Source organism: Kitasatospora sp. DSM 101779, assembly GCF_025655475.1.
In the GTDB taxonomy this organism is placed as follows: Bacteria; Actinomycetota; Actinomycetes; order Streptomycetales; family Streptomycetaceae; genus Kitasatospora.
In genome coordinates this window covers 6,193,442-6,209,487 of the sequence record NZ_JAHTIK010000001.1, presented here as the reverse complement: position 1 = coordinate 6,209,487, position 16,046 = coordinate 6,193,442, and the positions used below count along the sequence as shown (strand labels likewise).

Annotated in this window: 13 protein-coding genes; 6 read left to right on the top strand and 7 right to left on the bottom strand. The window is 74.5% G+C overall.

Going from position 1 to position 16,046, the window contains the following annotated elements; translation table 11 throughout:
- The coding region (locus tag KSNIM_RS28235; protein ID WP_263105937.1) for a polysaccharide deacetylase family protein at positions 1-755 on the top strand (755 nt) is incomplete at its 5' end.
- A gap of 31 nt (positions 756-786) precedes the next feature.
- Here the strand turns inward: KSNIM_RS28235 and KSNIM_RS28230 are convergent.
- From KSNIM_RS28230 to KSNIM_RS28220, 3 genes are all read right to left on the bottom strand, one after another.
- The gene (locus KSNIM_RS28230) at positions 787-1,515 is read right to left on the bottom strand and encodes an exonuclease domain-containing protein (RefSeq protein ID WP_263105936.1); all 729 of its coding nucleotides are present in this window, start codon (positions 1,513-1,515) and stop codon (positions 787-789) included.
- A 216-nt stretch (positions 1,516-1,731) separates the two neighbouring features.
- Positions 1,732-2,967, bottom strand: a complete 1,236-nt coding sequence (gene efeB / locus KSNIM_RS28225; protein ID WP_263105935.1) for an iron uptake transporter deferrochelatase/peroxidase subunit — start codon at positions 2,965-2,967, stop codon at positions 1,732-1,734.
- Positions 2,968-3,169: 202 nt separating this feature from the next.
- Positions 3,170-4,429, bottom strand: a complete 1,260-nt coding sequence (locus KSNIM_RS28220) for an SAV2148 family HEPN domain-containing protein (RefSeq protein WP_263105934.1) — start codon at positions 4,427-4,429, stop codon at positions 3,170-3,172.
- Positions 4,430-4,833: 404 nt separating this feature from the next.
- Here KSNIM_RS28220 and glgX point away from each other — a divergent pair, with 404 nt between their 5' ends.
- The 3 genes from glgX to treZ all read left to right on the top strand — a co-directional run bounded on the left by glgX (position 4,834) and on the right by treZ (position 11,142).
- On the top strand, positions 4,834-6,948 hold the full coding sequence (gene glgX / locus KSNIM_RS28215; protein WP_263105933.1) for a glycogen debranching protein GlgX: 2,115 nt from the start codon (positions 4,834-4,836) through the stop codon (positions 6,946-6,948).
- Positions 6,949-7,033: 85 nt separating this feature from the next.
- Positions 7,034-9,406, top strand: a complete 2,373-nt coding sequence (gene treY, locus KSNIM_RS28210; protein ID WP_263105932.1) for a malto-oligosyltrehalose synthase — start codon at positions 7,034-7,036, stop codon at positions 9,404-9,406.
- Positions 9,403-11,142, top strand: coding sequence for a malto-oligosyltrehalose trehalohydrolase (gene treZ, locus KSNIM_RS28205; protein WP_263105931.1), 1,740 nt, complete (start codon positions 9,403-9,405; stop codon positions 11,140-11,142). Before treY ends, treZ begins: the two co-directional genes overlap by 4 nt.
- A 14-nt stretch (positions 11,143-11,156) precedes the next feature.
- Here treZ and KSNIM_RS28200 read toward each other — a convergent pair whose 3' ends face one another.
- Genes KSNIM_RS28200 through KSNIM_RS28190 form a run of 3 tightly spaced genes read right to left on the bottom strand, consistent with a single transcriptional unit; the run spans position 11,157 to position 13,648 of the window.
- Complete coding sequence (locus KSNIM_RS28200; RefSeq protein ID WP_263105930.1) at positions 11,157-11,975, bottom strand: MBL fold metallo-hydrolase; 819 nt, start codon at positions 11,973-11,975, stop codon at positions 11,157-11,159.
- Between the two features lie 43 nt (positions 11,976-12,018).
- Complete coding sequence (locus tag KSNIM_RS28195; RefSeq protein WP_263105929.1) at positions 12,019-12,912, bottom strand: transketolase family protein; 894 nt, start codon at positions 12,910-12,912, stop codon at positions 12,019-12,021.
- Between the two features lie 31 nt (positions 12,913-12,943).
- Positions 12,944-13,648 carry a transketolase gene (locus KSNIM_RS28190; protein ID WP_263105928.1) on the bottom strand — a complete coding sequence of 235 codons (705 nt, stop codon included), beginning with the start codon at positions 13,646-13,648 and terminating at the stop codon, positions 12,944-12,946.
- Between the two features lie 56 nt (positions 13,649-13,704).
- On the opposite strand from KSNIM_RS28190, the gene soxR reads away from it, so the two are divergent.
- Together soxR and KSNIM_RS28180 are read left to right on the top strand one after the other, a co-directional pair.
- Entirely contained in the window at positions 13,705-14,184 is a 480-nt protein-coding gene (gene soxR, locus KSNIM_RS28185; RefSeq protein ID WP_263105927.1) for a redox-sensitive transcriptional activator SoxR, read from the top strand.
- Positions 14,185-14,312: 128 nt separating this feature from the next.
- Positions 14,313-15,161 (top strand): SAM-dependent methyltransferase, encoded by an 849-nt coding sequence (locus KSNIM_RS28180; RefSeq protein ID WP_263105926.1) that lies wholly within the window; start codon positions 14,313-14,315, stop codon positions 15,159-15,161.
- Positions 15,162-15,214: 53 nt separating this feature from the next.
- Here the strand turns inward: KSNIM_RS28180 and KSNIM_RS28175 are convergent, their stop codons facing one another.
- Positions 15,215-16,045 carry a carbohydrate ABC transporter permease gene (locus KSNIM_RS28175; RefSeq protein WP_411543891.1) on the bottom strand — a complete coding sequence of 277 codons (831 nt, stop codon included), beginning with the start codon at positions 16,043-16,045 and terminating at the stop codon, positions 15,215-15,217.
- Position 16,046: the final 1 nt, after the last annotated feature.

The following is a 16,046-nucleotide window of genomic DNA, read 5'->3' as shown; positions in this document are numbered from 1 at the left end:
CGGCGCAGCGCTCCGCGCCGCCCTCGGCGAGCGCCCCGGCCACCACTGCGGCGCCGGCCACCGCGGCGCCCGGCAGCAGCAGTGCGGCGCCCTCCGCGCCGAGCGCCTCCGCGAGCCCGTCCTGGCACACCCCGGGCAGCAGCCCCACCCGCAGTCACCAGATCATCCGGTCCACGGAGAGTGGCGGCCGCACCGTCGCGCTGACCTTCGACGACGGCCCCGGCCCCGCCACCCGACCGATCCTCGACCTGCTGGCGCAGTACCACGCCAAGGCGACCTTCTGCATGGTCGGCAACGAGGTCGACCGGGACCCTGCCGCCGTCCGCCTCGTCCTCGCCGGCGGGCACCGGCTGTGCGACCACACCGTCGACCACCCGCAGCCGCTGCACGGCCGCAGCCACGACCAGCAGGTGCACGAGATCGCCGACGCCAGGGCAACGATCCTGCGGGCCGCCGGTCCGGGCGCCGAGGTGCCGTGGTTCCGCGCCCCCGGCGGCGACTTCACCGCCGAGAACGAGCAGATAGCCGCCGACCACGGCATGCGCTCGCTCGGCTGGTCGGTCGACCCGCGCGACTGGGCCAGGCCCGGCGTCCCCGCGATCGTCGCCAACGTCCAGCAGCACCTGCGCCCCGGCGGGGTGGTGCTGATGCACGACGGCGGCGGCGACCGCAGCCAGACGATCGAGGCGCTGCGCCAGCTCCTCCCCTGGCTGGTCGCGCAGGGCTACACCTTCGACTTCCCGGCCGGCGGCTGATCCGGCCTCGGGGCCGGCGGCCGGCCTGCGGTCAGCCGGCCGCCGCCGCGGCGGGCCAGGGCACCACGGGCCAGGCCGGCTCGATCCGGGCCTGCGGGTCCGAGGTGCGGCGCAGGTACTGCTGGAAGGAGGCGGCCTGCTCGGCGGCGGCCCGCACCTGGAGCGCGTGCAGATCGGCGAGCGCGACGCCGCCCACCGCGGGGAAGACCTCGCCGAGCCGGCGGGCCACCCGGGCCGCGGCCACCGCGTCGGCCCCGGCCTGGTGGGCACCGTCCAGCACCACGCCGTAGTGCTCGCACAACGCCTGCAGATTGCGCTTGCCGCGGCGGTAGCGGTCGGCGTGCTTGTCGAGCACCAGCGGGTCGATGACCGGCGCGGGAGTGCCGCCGAGCCGCGCGGAGAGCGGGCTGACGCCGTGTCGGCGGCACTCGCGGTCGAGCAGCGACAGGTCGTAGCGCGCGTTCATGATGACCAGCGGGGTGCCGGAGCCGAGCCCCTCCGCTATCGCCCGGGTGATCTCCTCGACGGCGCCGGCCGCGGCCACCCCGCGCTCGCGGGCCTGCGCGGTGCCGATGCCGTGGATGGCGGTGGCCTGGGCCGGGATGGGTATGCCCGGGTCGACCAGCCAGTGCTGCTCCCGCGAGACCGTGCCGTCCGGCTCCAGCCGCACGAGGGCAGCGGTGACGATCCGGTCGTTCTCGATGTCGGTGCCGGTGGTCTCCAGGTCGAAGGCCAGCAGGCCGGCGGCGAGCCAGCTCATCGCGGGCCCCCGGCCGTGCCGCGGTCGTGGTGGGCGGGTGCGGTGGGCGTCCCCCTCCGGGTCGTCATCCGGCGCTCCTTCCGTCGCTCCTGCCGTGACGGGGACCATCATCGCCCGCACCAGTGACAGCCCCGCCGGTAGGGGCGACCGGCGGGGCACGGCGGGGTGCGGCGACGTGTCGGGGGCGACCCGCCGGACGGCAGGTCGGGCGGTGCGTCAGACGGTGCCGAGCAGGCCGCTGCCGAGCCAGCCGCTCTCGTCCGGCACACCGGGCAGCACGAAGAAGTAGCCGCCGCCGGTGGGGGCGAGGAACGCGGCCAGCGGCTCGCCGTTCAGCCGCTGCTGGACGGCCTCGAACTGCCGGGCGACGTCCTGCTGGTAGCAGCAGAACATCAGTCCCATGTCGAGGTCGCCCGCCGGGTCGACGCCGCGGTCGTAGTTGTAGCCGCGCCGCAGGATGCGCGAGTCGGCGGTCGCGGCCGTCCGCGGGTTGGCGAGCCGGATGTGCGCGTCGAGGGCGATCACCGCGCCCGACGGGTCCTTGCCGTAGGCCGGGCTGTCCTGCTCGGCGGTGCCGCCCAGCGGTGCGCCGCTGTCGCGGTGCCGGCCGACGATCCGCTCCTGGTCGGCCACCGGCAGGCCGTCCCAGGGTTCGACCCGCATCCGGATGATCCGCAGCACCTGGTAGGTGCCGCCCGCCGCCCAGGCCGGCTCGTCGCCGTCGGCCGCGACCCAGACCAGACTGTCCATCAGCCGGTCCGAGGCGGTGTCGGGGTTGGAGATGCCGTCCTTGAAGCCCTGCAGGTTGCGCTGCGCACCGTCCGGGCGGGCCCCGTTCTGGAAGCCGTCGATCCGCCAGAGCGGCCGCAGCGCGCCGCGGGTGCGCCGGGTCAGGTCGCGCAGGGCGTGCAGCACGGTGTCCCGGTTGTCGGCGCAGATCTGCAGCGACAGGTCGCCGTGCAGTTCCGGGCCGAGGTCGTCGCCGGGGAAGGCCGGCATCGGGGTGAGGCGCCGGGGGCGGGCGGCCGCCAGGCCGAACCGGTCGTCGAAGAGCGAGGCGCCGACGCCGACGGTGACGGTCAGTCCGTCGGCGAGGACGTCGGTGCCGAGCAGGCAGGTGTCCGACGGCGGCTCGCCCGCACCGGACGGCGCCGGGGTGCCGCCGGCGGTGAGGAAGCGGATGCGGTCGGTCAGGGTGCGCAGCAGCACTTCCAGGGCCGGCCGGTCGGGGGCGGTGACCTCGGCGGCGAGGAAGGCGGCGAAGCGCTGGGCGGGCGTGGTGACGCCTGCCTGGTGCGGGCCGTGGAAGGGGACGGCGTCCCGGCGGACGGCTGCCGCGGCGGCCGCGGGCTCGCTGCCGAGGACCGGTCCGGCGGCGACGGCGGCGCCGGCGGCGAGGGTGGCCTTGACGAAGCTGCGGCGGTCGGGGGCGGCAGTGGTGGGCTCGGTCATCGGGGGTCTCCGGTGTCGGGCTGCGGTGGGGGCGCGGCAGCCGGCCGTCACGGCCGCTTCGCACACGGTCCAACGCTGCGGCGCACCACCCCGGGCCGCACCCCGGACGACCCCGCCGATCCGCCGACCGGCCGCACCGGAAGGTCGGACCGGGCGTCAGGGGCGCGCGGGTGAGTCGGCCCCGGCCCCGGCCGCCGGGGCGTCAGGACACCGCGCGGGAGTCGCCCCAGCTGCCCTCGAACTCCTCGCGGTAGACCTCCAGCAGCCCCGGTTCGGTGCCGCCCGGCTCCTGGCCGGCGCCGCCCCGCAGGACGATGGCGGGCGACTCGATGCCGCGGGCGCGCCGCAGGTAGGGCTGGACGACCCCGATGTCCCCGGAGCGGCGACGGCCGCCGGTCTGGCCGGTCACCCGGGGACCCTCGACCAGGTAGGCGGTGAAGCGGGGCATCTCGTCGAAGACCCGGATCTCGAAGCCGCCCGGGTCCCTCAGCCGGGCCCGGACCCGCCGCACGTGCATGATGTTCATCTCGATGGACCGCCCGAGTTCGCCCCGGCCGAGCCCGAGTTCGCGTTCGCGCCGGCGGACGGAGCTGCTGGCCGGGTTGAGGAAGAGCAGGCGGACCCGGCAGCCCTCGCCGGCCAGCCGCACCAGCCGCTTGCCGGTGTAGTTCTGGCAGAGCATGCCGAGGCCGATGCCGACCGCGTCGAGCCGGCGGGCGCCGTCGAGCAGGTCCTCGACCGGGAGTTCGCGCTGCAGGCGGACCCGGTCGGGGTGCACCGCGACGACGTCGGCGTAGCGGCCGGCGACGAGTTCCTCCACGACGTCGGCGGGGACGCCGCCCGCGCCGCCGTCGAGCAGGCTGAGCAGCCGGGCGGCGGCGCGCTCGGTCTGGTCGAGGACGGTCTGCGAGAGGCTGCGGTTGCGGGAGACGACGTGCCGGGCGACCTCGAGTTCGTCGAGGGCGAGTTCGACCTCGCGGCGGTCGAGGACGTACGGCTCGAAGCAGGGCCAGTGCTGGACCATGAGTTCGCGCAGCTGGGGCAGGGTGAGGAAGACCAGCGGGTCGTCGTCGGCGGGGTCGAGGAGGTAGCCCTTGCGGCGGCTGACCTCGCGGACGGCGCCGGCCCGCAGCACCCACTCCTCGCCGGCCGGGCCGGCCGCGGCGGTGACCCAGTCCTCGCCGTGGGCGGGGGCGTAGACGGGGCGCAGCGCCTCGTCGACGAGGGCCCGCAGGCGCTGTTCGACGAGGTTGAGCCAGACGTAGGCGCGGCCGGTGAGGCGGACGCGGCGGTAGGCGTGCTCCCACTCGAGGGCGGTCCAGCCGAGCGGGGCGCCGTCGCCGGGGGCCGGTCCGGCGGGCCGGCCGGGGAGGCTGGAGCGGATGACGACGGTCGGCGCCTCGCTGCGGCCCGGCTCCGGCCCGTCGAGGCCGTCGCCCCGGCCGTCGGCGGGGAACCCCATGCGCTACCTCACCTCTCGGCCGTCGCTCGTACCGGGCGCCGGACCGTCCACTGACAGCGTCTCCAACCATGGCGGCCTTGGCAGAGCCTGTCTCCGCATGGGTCGGCGCTGCGCGCCGCCGGACGATCAAGGATACTGCCCGCTCCGGGCGGGACGCAGCCTGTTGACGGCACAACAATTCGAGGGGAGGGCGGGCGACGGGCCCGAGCGCCGGGTTTTCGCGCCACGGACACCCGTTCGGGCGAACAACAGGTGAATGGGTTCGGTCGGCGGGCGGGGGTTGGGGAGTATGCGACATGTGCCGTGCGTCACGTCACGGACGGTCCGCACATGCCCGGGGTCCTCTCCGGGCAGATCCGAGGGAGCGCCAGTTCCCCCACGGAGCAAGGAAGTTGAGGTCCCTCATGCAGGTCTGGCCAGGGCAGCCTTACCCGCTCGGCGCCACGTACGACGGGGCCGGCACCAACTTCGCGGTGTTCTCGGAGAGCGCCGACCGGATCGAATTGTGCCTGCTGGAGGAGGACGGCTCGGAGACGGCGATCGAGCTGCGGGAGACGGACGCCTTCGTGCGGCACGCGTACCTGCCGGGCGTCCAGCCGGGCCGGCGGTACGGGTTCCGGGTGCACGGCCCGCACAACCCGGGGCTGGGCCAGCGGCACAACAGCGCCAAGCTGCTGCTGGACCCGTACGCCAAGGCGATGAGCGGGGACATCGACTGGGACGAGTCGGTCTACGGCTACCACTTCGGCGCGCCGGAGCGCCGCAACGACCTGGACTCGGCGCCGCACACCATGCACTCGGTGGTGATCAACCCGTACTTCGACTGGGGCACCGACCGGCCGCCGCGGACGGACTACCACCGGACGGTGCTGTACGAGGCCCACGTGAAGGGGCTGACCCGGCTGCACCCGGAGATCCCGGAGGAGATCCGCGGCACCTACGCGGCGCTGGCACACCCGGCGCTGATCGAGCACCTGGCGAAGCTGGGGGTCACCGCGATCGAGCTGATGCCGGTGCACCAGTTCGTCCGGGACCACCGGCTGCGGGACCTGGGGCTGTCGAACTACTGGGGCTACAACACCATCGGCTACTTCGCGCCGCACGCCTCGTACTCCTCGACGGGGGACCGCGGGCAGCAGGTGCAGGAGTTCAAGTCGATGGTGAAGGCACTGCACGCGGCGGGGATCGAGGTGATCCTCGACGTGGTGTACAACCACACCGCGGAGGGCAACCACCTGGGCCCGACGCTCTCCTTCCGCGGCCTGGACAACGCCTCGTACTACCGGCTGGCGAAGGACCGCCGGTTCTACGAGGACACCACCGGCACCGGCAACAGCCTGCTGATGCGCAGTCCGCACGTGCTTCAGATGATCATGGACTCGCTGCGGTACTGGGTCACCGAGATGCACGTCGACGGCTTCCGCTTCGACCTCGCGGCGACCCTCGCCCGGCAGTTCCACGAGGTCGACCGGCTGTCCTCGTTCTTCGACCTCGTCCAGCAGGATCCGGTCGTCTCGCAGGCCAAGCTGATCGCCGAGCCGTGGGACCTGGGCGAGGGCGGCTACCAGGTCGGCAACTTCCCGCCGCTGTGGACGGAGTGGAACGGCATGTACCGGGACACCGTCCGCGACCTGTGGCGCGGCGAGAACGCCGCCCTGGCCGAGTTCGGCTCCCGGCTGACCGGCTCCTCCGACCTCTACCAGGACGACGGCCGCCGGCCGATCGCCTCGATCAACTTCGTCACCTGCCACGACGGCTTCACCCTGCGCGACCTGGTCTCCTACAACGAGAAGCACAACGAGGCCAACCACGAGGGCAACCGGGACGGCGAGTCGCACAACCGCTCGTGGAACTGCGGCATCGAGGGCGAGACCGACGACGAGGCGGTGCTGGAGCTCAGAGCCCGCCAGCAGCGCAACTTCATCGCCACCCTGATGCTCTCCCAGGGCGTGCCGATGCTCGCGCACGGCGACGAGTTCGGCCGCACCCAGCAGGGCAACAACAACGCCTACTGCCAGGACAACGAGCTCACCTGGGTCGACTGGCCGAAGGGCGGCGCCGCCGCGCAGCTGCTGGAGTTCACCCAGGGCATGATCTGGCTGCGCCGCGACCACCCGGTGTTCCGCCGCCGCCGCTTCTTCCACGGCAGGCCGGTCTCCGGCACCCACGACGACCTCACCGACATCGCCTGGTTCACCCCCGGCGGCGAGGAGATGACCGACCAGGACTGGAAGACCAGCTACGCGAAGTCGCTGACGGTCTTCCTCAACGGCAACGCCATCTCCGAGCCGGACCGCCGCGGCGGCAAGATCGTCGACGACTCCTTCCTGCTGCTGTTCAACGCGCACTCCGAGCAACTGGAGTTCACCGTGCCGGCCGGGCACGGTGAGGCCTGGCAGCTGGTCGTCGACACCGCCCGGCCCGTGCTGCCGGCCCGCGGCACCGGCACCCGGGTCAAGGCCGGCGACTCGCTCTGGCTCGCCGACCGCTCACTGATGGTGCTGCAGCGACCCGCGTGACGGCCGGGGCGCAGGTGACGGCCCGGGTGGGCCATTCGTGCCACCCGGGCCATAGCCGCGCCCGGCCCAGGGTAGGGATCACCCCATGACGTCCGCCGCCGCACACCCACCGACGGCCAGTTACCGGCTCCAGCTCCAGCCGGGCTTCACCCTGCGCGACGCCGCCCGCGCCGTGCCGTACCTGGCCGCGCTCGGTGTCTCCCACCTGCACCTGTCGCCGCTGCTGGAGGCCGCCCCCGGCTCCACGCACGGCTACGACACGGTCGACCACAGCCGGATCAGCGAGCAGCTCGGCGGGGAGGCGGCGCTGCGCGCGCTGGCGGACGAGGCCCACCGGCACGAGCTGCGGCTGATCGCCGACGTGGTGCCCAACCACATGGCGCTGCCCGTCCCCGAGCAGCTCAACCAGCCGCTCTGGCAGGTGCTGCGGGACGGCCCGGACTCCGCCTTCGCCACCTGGTTCGACATCGACTGGACGGCGCAGCCCGGCCCGTCCGACGCGCCCGGCCGCGGCCGGCTGCTGCTGCCGCTGCTCGGCGACCGGCTCGGCTCCGTGCTGGACCAGCTGGTGGTGGACGGCGAGATGCTGCGCTACCACGACCACGCCTTCCCGCTGCGCCCCGGCACCGGGCACCTGCCGCTGCCCGAGCTGCTCGACCGCCAGTGGTACCGGCTGGCCTGGTGGCGGCTGGCCAGCAGCGAGCTGAACTACCGGCGGTTCTTCGCGATCAACGACCTGATCGCGGTCCGGGTCGAGGTGCCGGAGGTGTTCCGGGCCACCCACGAGGTGCTGCTGCGGCTGCACGGCGAGGGCGTGCTGGACGGCTTCCGGGTGGACCACCCGGACGGGCTGGCCGACCCGCGGGGCTACCTGCGGCGGCTCGCCGAGGCCACCGGCGGGGCGTACACGGTGGTGGAGAAGATCCTCGCCGGGGACGAGCGGCTGCCCGCGGACTGGCCGTGTGCCGGCACCACCGGCTACGACGCGCTGCGCCGGATCGACGGAGTGCTCACCGACCACGCGGGCGCCGAGCGGCTGGTCGCCGCCTACCAGCGGGACGTCGCCGACCGGACGACCGCGGCCGAGGCCGCGCTGCGCGGCCGGGCCGAGCTGACCCTCCCGGACGGCGAGCTGGCCGCCGAGGTGGACCGGCTGCTGCGGCTGGTGCGGCGGATCGGCACCGCGGACAGCTCCCTCGCCGACCACCCGCAGCCCGCGCTGCGGGACGCCCTGTGCACCCTGCTCACCGAGCACCCGGTGTACCGGCCGTACGTGGTGCCGGGCGAGGAGCCCCCACCGGAGGCCGTGGCACACCTGGCCGGCGGTACCGAGGGCACCGCGGACCGGCTGCTGCGCGACCTGGCGCTCGGCCGGCTCGGCCGCAGCCCGGAGAAGGACGAGTTCTGCCGCCGGTTCGCCCAGACCACCTCGGCGGTGGCCGCGAAGGGCGTCGAGGACACCGCCTTCTACCGCTGGAACGCGCTGGTCTCGCTGAACGAGGTCGGCGGCGACCCGGGCCGGCCGGGTCTCAGCCCGGGGGCGTTCCACCGCTGGTGCGCCGACCGGGAACGGGACCGGCCCACCGGGATGACGGTGCTGTCCACCCACGACACCAAGCGCAGCGCGGACGCCCGGGCCCGGCTCGCCGTGCTCGCCGAGCTGCCCGACGCCTGGGCCGCCGAGTGCGCCGCCTGGACGGCCGCCGCCGGGCCCTGCCCGGACCGCAACACCGCCTGGCTGCTGTGGCAGACCCTGGTCGCGGCCTGGCCGATCGGCGAGGAGCGGCTCGTCCAGGTGGTGCTGAAGTCCGCCCGGGAGGCGAAGCTGCGCACCTCCTGGACGGCCCCGGACGAGACCTTCGAGCGGGTGCTGACGGCGTACGCGCGCGGTGCGCTCGCCAATGCCGGGCTCTGCCCGCGGATCGCCGGCTTCGTGCAGTTGCTCGCCCCGTACGCGCGTTCCAACACCCTCGCCGCGGCGCTGCTGCACCTCACCGTGCCCGGTGTCCCGGACCTGTACCAGGGCAGCGAGGAGCCGCTGTACACGCTGGTCGACCCGGACAACCGGGCGCCGGTGGACCTCGGGGCGCTGGCGGTGCGGCTGACCGACTCGGCGGCCGACCGCGGCGGCGACCTCGCCCGCGAGAAGCTCCACCTGACCACCACCGCGCTGCACCTGCGGCGGAGCCTGCCGCTCGGCCCGTACCGGCCGCTGGAGGCCACCGGCCGGACGGCGGCCCACCTGCTCGCCTTCTTCCGCGGCCCCCGGGTGATCACCGCGGTGACCCGGCTGCCGTACGGCCTGCAGCGGGCCGGCGGCTGGGGCGACACGGTGCTGGAGCTGCCCGAGGGCCGCTGGACGGACGAACTGACCGGCCGGCACTACGAGGCCGGTCCGCTGCCGGTCTCCTGGCTGCTGGAGCGCCACCCGGTCGCACTGCTCACGGAGGGCCGTTGACCACGTACCGCGTATGGGCACCCGAGGCGGACATGGTGGAGGTGGAGGTCGACGGGCGGCCGCACCCGATGGCCCGCGAGGGCGACGGGACGAGCGGCTGGTGGCAGGGCGAGGCGCCGGACGGCGACTACGGCTTCCGGCTTGACGGCGGCCGGGCGCTGCCCGACCCGCGCTCCCCGCGGCAGCCGGACGGCCCGGACGGGCTGAGCCGGGCCGTCGACCACGCCGCCTTCCACTGGTCCGACACCCCGTGGCGGGGCCGCCCGCTGCCCGGCAGCGTGCTGTACGAGCTGCACGTGGGCACCTTCACCCCCGCCGGGACCTTCGAGGCGGCGGCCGAGCGGCTGGACCACCTGGTCGACCTGGGCGTGGACTTCGTCGAGCTGATGCCGGTCTGCCCGTTCCCCGGCCGGTACGGCTGGGGCTACGACGGGGTGTCGCTCTGGGCGGTGCACGAGCCGTACGGCGGCCCGGACGGGCTGAAGCGCTTCGTCGACGCCGCGCACCGCAAGGGCCTCGGCGTGGTGCTCGACGTGGTGCACAACCACCTCGGCCCGTCCGGCAACTACCTCCCGGTGTACGGGCCGTACTTCACCGACCGGCACCACACGCCCTGGGGCTCGGCGGTCAACCTGGACGCGCCCGGCTCCGACGAGGTCCGGCGCTACCTGATCGGCAGTGCGCTCGCCTGGCTGCGGGACTACCGGATCGACGGGCTGCGGCTGGACGCGGTGCACGCCCTCGTCGACGACCGGGCCCTGCACTTCCTGGAGGAACTCGCCGTCGAGGTCGAGAAGTTGGCGGACGCCACCGGGCGCCCGCTGTTCCTGGTCGCCGAGTCCGACCTCAACGACCCGCGCACCACGACGCCCCGGCAGGCCGGCGGCCTGGGGCTCACCGCCCAGTGGAGCGACGACTTCCACCACGCCCTGCACACCCTGCTGACCGGCGAGTCCGGCGGCTACTACGCCGACTTCGCCGCCGACCCGTACGCGGCCTGCGCCAAGGCGCTGACCAGCGGTTTCTTCCACGACGGGAGCTGGTCGTCCTTCCGCGGCCGCTCGCACGGCCGGCCCTTCCCCACCGCGTACGGGCACCGGCTGCTCGGCTACGCGCAGACCCACGACCAGATCGGCAACCGGGCGGCCGGCGACCGGCTCTCCGCGACCCTCTCCCCCGGGCGGCTGGCCGCCGGCGCGGCGCTGGTGCTCACCTCGCCGTTCACCCCGATGCTGTTCATGGGCGAGGAGTGGGGGGCGAGCACCCCCTGGCAGTACTTCACCGACCACACCGACCCGGCCCTCGCCGAGGCCGTCCGACAGGGCAGGCGACGGGAGTTCGCCGCGCACGGCTGGCAGCCCGAGGACGTGCCCGACCCGCAGGCCCGCTCCACCGTGCTCGGCTCCACCCTCACCTGGGCCGAGCGCATCCAGGAGCCGCACGCCGGCCTGCTCGACTGGTACCGGCGCCTGATCCGGCTGCGCCGCGCCCACCCCGAACTCACCGACCCGGACCTCGGTGCCGTCCGGGTCGACCACGACGCCGCCGACCAGTGGCTGGTGGTGCACCGCGGCCCGTTCCGGGTGGTCGTCCACCTCGGCACCGAGGCCCCGCGGCGGATCACCCTGGACGGCGCCTACACCCAGACCCTGGCCCTGTACGGCGACTGCTGGCCCGAGTCGGACGGCTCCCTGCACCTCGCCCCGGAGTCCACGGCGGTGGTCCGGGTCGGCTAGGCCGGAGCAGCGCGTCAGTCCGGCTTGCAGACGACGAACCGCTTGTACGGGTGGCGGCCGGGGCGGTCGCCGATCTCGCGGCAGGCGGCCTGCAACTCGTGCAGGTCGGCGACGGAGAGCTCCAGCGGGGGCTCGTCCGGCTGGAAGGTCGTGCCGAGCGGGTAGTCGGTGCCCGGCTCGGTGGTCATCTCGATGTGGCAGCCCAGTACGTGGGTGACCTCGTGGGTCGCGGCGAACTCCACCAGGCGGTCGACGGTGCGCACGAAGGCCGGCCAGTCACCGATGTACAGGCGGCCCGGGTAGACGGTGTCGCCGGTGAGCAGGAAGCCCGTCCGCGGGTCGTGGTAGGTCACCGACGCCGCGTGGTGGCCCGGGGTGGCGAGGCACTCCAGCACCCGTCCGCCGAGGTCCAGCGTCCGGCTCTCCTCGCCGTGGAAGCCGAACCAGGCGAGCGCCTCGCCGGCCGGCACCAGCTCGGTGTCCGGCCGGTCGGCGAACTGGCCGTCGCCCGCCGTGTGGTCGCCGTGTCCGTGGCTGTGCAGCACCAGCAGCGGCAGGCCCGGGCCGCGCCGCTCGATCAGCTCGTCGACGGTGCGGCGCAGCGGCAGGTGCGCCGGATCGGCGGTGGCGCCGGTGTCGATCAGGACGGCCCGCTCGGTGCCGAACAGCAGGTACAGGAACGGCGCCTCGTAGTGGACGGCCTTGTTCTGCCGCAGGATGTACGTCGCCTCGTCGACCTCGTGGACCTGCAGGTCGGGGTCGGTGTTGTGCTTCGAGGACGTCGACCCGTGGATCCAGCGGACGTCGAGCGGTGCGCGGTGTTGCGCGTTCATGGCATCCCCCTTCGTCCGCGAAGCTACCAGGGACCGGGGGCGTTCAGCGCAGGAAGGCGGCGATGCGGGCGCGCAGGCCTGCGCCGTCGAGCCCGTAGGCGGCGAGGTGCTCGGGGATCGAGCCGTAGTGGCGGTGCTCCTCGCGCGGGACGCCGAGGCCGAGGACGCGGTGCGGCAGGTCGGCGAGGGCGTCGTGGGCGGCGCCGGCGGAGGTGCCGGCGAGGTAGGGCTCGACGAGGACGACGTCCGGCCGGTCGCCCGCGGCGGCCCGCAGTCCTGCGGCGTCGAACGGCCGGACGGTGGCCGCGTACAGCACGGTGAGGTCGAGGCCCTCGGTGGCCTCCAGCACGGCGTCGAGCATCGGGCCGACGGCGACGACCGTGCCGCGGCGGCCGGTGCGGACGGACAGCAGCCGGCCGGGTTCGACGGGCCGGGCGGTGTCGTTCCGGTGGGCGGAGAGCCGCAGGTAGACCAGGCTGTCGCCGTCGGCGGCGGCGTGCCGCAGCAGGGTCTCGGCCTCGTCCGGGTGGCCGGGCACGTGGACCGTCCAGCCGGGCAGAGTGTCCAGCAGGGCGACGTCCCCGGGCGCCATGTGGGTGCGGCCGCCGGCCGGCCAGTCGTACGAGCCGGCGGCGCTGACCAGCACGGCGCCGACGCCCTGGTGGACGAGGTCGAGCTTGACCTGCTCCCAGGGCCGCTCGATCAGGAAGCTGGCGAAGGTGTGGGCGATCGGGCGCAGGCCGGTGAGGGCGAGTCCGGCGGTGACGCCGATCTGCAGCTGCTCGCGGATGCCGACGTTGACCACCCGGTCGGGGTGGCGCGCGGCGGCCGGGCGGAAGGAGTCGGCGCCGATGTCGGCGAGCACCAGGGCGAGCCGCGGGTCGTGGTCGAGGAGTTCGGTGGTGACGGCGGCGAAGCGCTCGCGCATGGTCTCCATGGCAGGGGCCTTTCTCGGTGGTGGGGAGCGGTCAGTTCTTGGGTTCGACGCGGGCGACGACCGCGTGCGGGCGGCCGGGGTGCGGGGCGGTGAACGCGGCGTGCAGGGCCTCGTGGTCGCGGCCGTCCACCGTGGCGGTGGACCAGCCCTCGACGGCGAAGCGGGCCTGGATACCGCCGCGCCAGCCGTGGGTGGCCGAGGAGTTGTCGATCACCACGGTGTGCAGCCGGTCCAGGCCGGCGGCGCCGGCGAAGGCGATGGCCTCGTGGTTGCTGCCCTCGTCCAGTTCGGCGTCGCCGATCAGCACCCAGACCGCCGGGTCGGTCAGGCCCTGGGCGCGCAGGCCGAGCGCGGTGCCGGCGGCGAGCGGCAGGCCGTGGCCGAGCGAGCCGGAGGCGATCTCGGCACCGGGCACCAGCAGCCGGTCCGGGTGGTGGCCGAGCGGGGAGTGGTAGCCGCCGAAGCCCGGCAGGACGGCCTCGTCCAGGAAGCCCTTGGCGGTGAGGACGGCGTAGTAGGCCATCGGGCCGTGGCCCTTGGAGAGCAGGAAGCGGTCGCGGGCCGGGTCGTCGGCGGTGTCCGGCCCGACCCGCAGCACGCGGTCGTAGAGCACCCAGAGGGCGTCCAGGGTGGAGGTGGCGGCGGGGCCGTGCTTCTCGTCGCCGGTCATCAGGGCCATCAGGGCGGGCAGGTCGGCGAAGCCGTACGGCCGCCGGCCGGTGGTTGCGGTGGTCATGCCGACCAGCGTGCAAGGTGAAGTCGACTTCAGGTCAAGCGGCTATCCTCGGCCGCATGGGACCGACCCGGCACGACCTGCTGACCATCGGCCAGCTCTCCGCCCGCAGCGGCCTGGCCGCCTCCGCGTTGCGCTACTACGAGCGGATGGGGTTGATCCACGCCGAGCGGACGGCCGGCAACCAGCGCCGCTACGCCCGGGCCACGCTGCGGCGGATCGCCTTCGTCCGGGCGGCGCAGCGGGTCGGCCTGTCGCTGGACGAGGCCCGCGCCGCCCTCGACCGGCTGCCGGAGGACCGGGCGCCGAGCAGCGCCCAGTGGGGCGCGGTGGCCGCGACCTGGCACGAGCGGATCGACCGGCAGATCGAGGAACTCCAGCTGCTGAAGCGCAAGTTGACCGGGTGCATCGGTTGCGGCTGCCTGTCGCTGTCGCGCTGCGCGCTGTACAACGCGGGCGACCGGGCGGCGGCGGCCGGCCCCGGAGCGCGGTACCTGCTGGGCGACGCACCGGGCCGGGACGCGGCCGAGGAGGCCTGAGGGCGCGTCGTCCCGGTACGCACCACCGCCGGCAAGCCCCGGCCGGATCGGGCGTTCGGGGGCCGGGAGCGCGCGCCGCCCGTCTATGCTGCCCCGGTGAGAGTCGAACGGCTGCGGGGAGACGGGTCATGACCGAGCATCAGGACATATCGCTGGACTGGATGTCCGGCACCGGCGAACCGCACGCACCGGTGGACCTGCGCCCGGAGGTCCCGCACCCGGCCCGCATGTACGACTACTACCTGGGCGGCAAGGACAACTTCCCGGCGGACCGGGAGGCGGCGGAGAAGGTCCTGGCGCTGAGCCCCCTGGTGCGGATCAGTGCACTGGCCAACCGGGCCTTCCTGCAGCGGGCGGTGCGCCACCTCGCCGAGGCCGGGGTGAAGCAGTACCTGGACATCGGCACCGGCATCCCGACCGCGGGCAACACCCACCAGACCGCGCAGCTGGTACACCCGGACGCCCGGGTGGCGTACGTGGACAACGACCCGATCGTGCTGGTGCACAGCCGGGCGCTGCTGGCCGGCTCCGGCCGCGGCACGGTGACGGTCACCCAGGCCGACCTGCGCGACCCGGAGAAGATCCTGGCCGACCCGCAGGTGCGCGAACTGCTGGACCTGGGGCGGCCGGTGGCGCTGCTGCTGTTCGCGGTGCTGCACTTCGTCGACGACGCCGACGACCCGTACGGCATCGTGCGGACGCTGGTCGACGCGCTGCCGCCGGGCAGCCACCTGGCGCTCTCGCACGGCACCGCGGACTTCGTGCCGGCCTCCGAGGCCGAGAAGGGCCCGGCGATCTACCGCAACGCCACCGCGCAGCTGAGCATGCGCACCCGGGAGCAGGTGCTGAGGTTCTTCGACGGCCTGGAGCTGCTGGAGCCCGGCCTGGTGACGGCCCCGCTGTGGCGGCCGGACACCGTGCCGTCGGCGACCGACGCCGAGGTGGGCATCTGGGCGGGCGTGGGCCGCAAGCCCTGAGCCGGACGCCGCGGCGCCCGTGCCCCGCTCGGGGTACGGGCGCCGCGCGGCGGCTACTTGACGGATCCGGCCATCGCGCCCTGCACGAAGTAGCGCTGGCAGGAGAAGAAGACGGCGACCGGCACCAGCAGCGACAGGAAGGCGCCGGGGGCGAGCACGTCCAGGTTGCTGCCGAACTGCCGCATCTGGGACTGCAGCAGGACGGTGAGCGGCTGGGAGTCACTGCCGGCGAAGACCAGCGCGACCAGCATGTCGTTCCAGACCCAGAGGAACTGGAAGATCGCCAGCGAGGCGAGGGCGGGCAGCGCGAGCGGCAGGGCGAGCCGGCGGAAGACCCTCCACTCGCCGCAGCCGTCGATCCGGGCGGCCTCCATGATCTCCTGCGGGATCTCCAGGAACTGGTTGCGCAGCAGGAAGACGGCGAACGGCAGCCCGTAGGCGACGTGGAACAGCACCACGCCCGGGACGGTGCCGAACAGGCCGATCGCGCCGAGCAGCCGGGCGACCGGCACCAGGCCGATCTGCACGGGCACCACCAGCAGGCAGACGACCACCAGGAACAGCCAGTCCCGGCCCGGGAATTCGAGCCAGGCGAAGGCGTAGCCGGCGAGCGCCGCGAGGGCGACGGTCAGCGCGGTGGCGGGCACCGAGATCAGCACGGTGTTCCAGAACGCGCCGAGCACCTCGCCGCCGCCGAGCAGGGCGGTGTAGTTGTCGAGGGTGAGCCGGGCGGGGTGGGCGAGCACCGTCCACCAGCCGGAGGCGGCACTGTCCTCCTTGGGCCGCAGTGAGGTGAGCAGCAGGCCGACGGTGGGCATCAGCCAGAGCGCGGCGGCGACGAGCAGCACGGCCTGGACGGCGCCGCCGCGGGTGCGGGCGGCGATC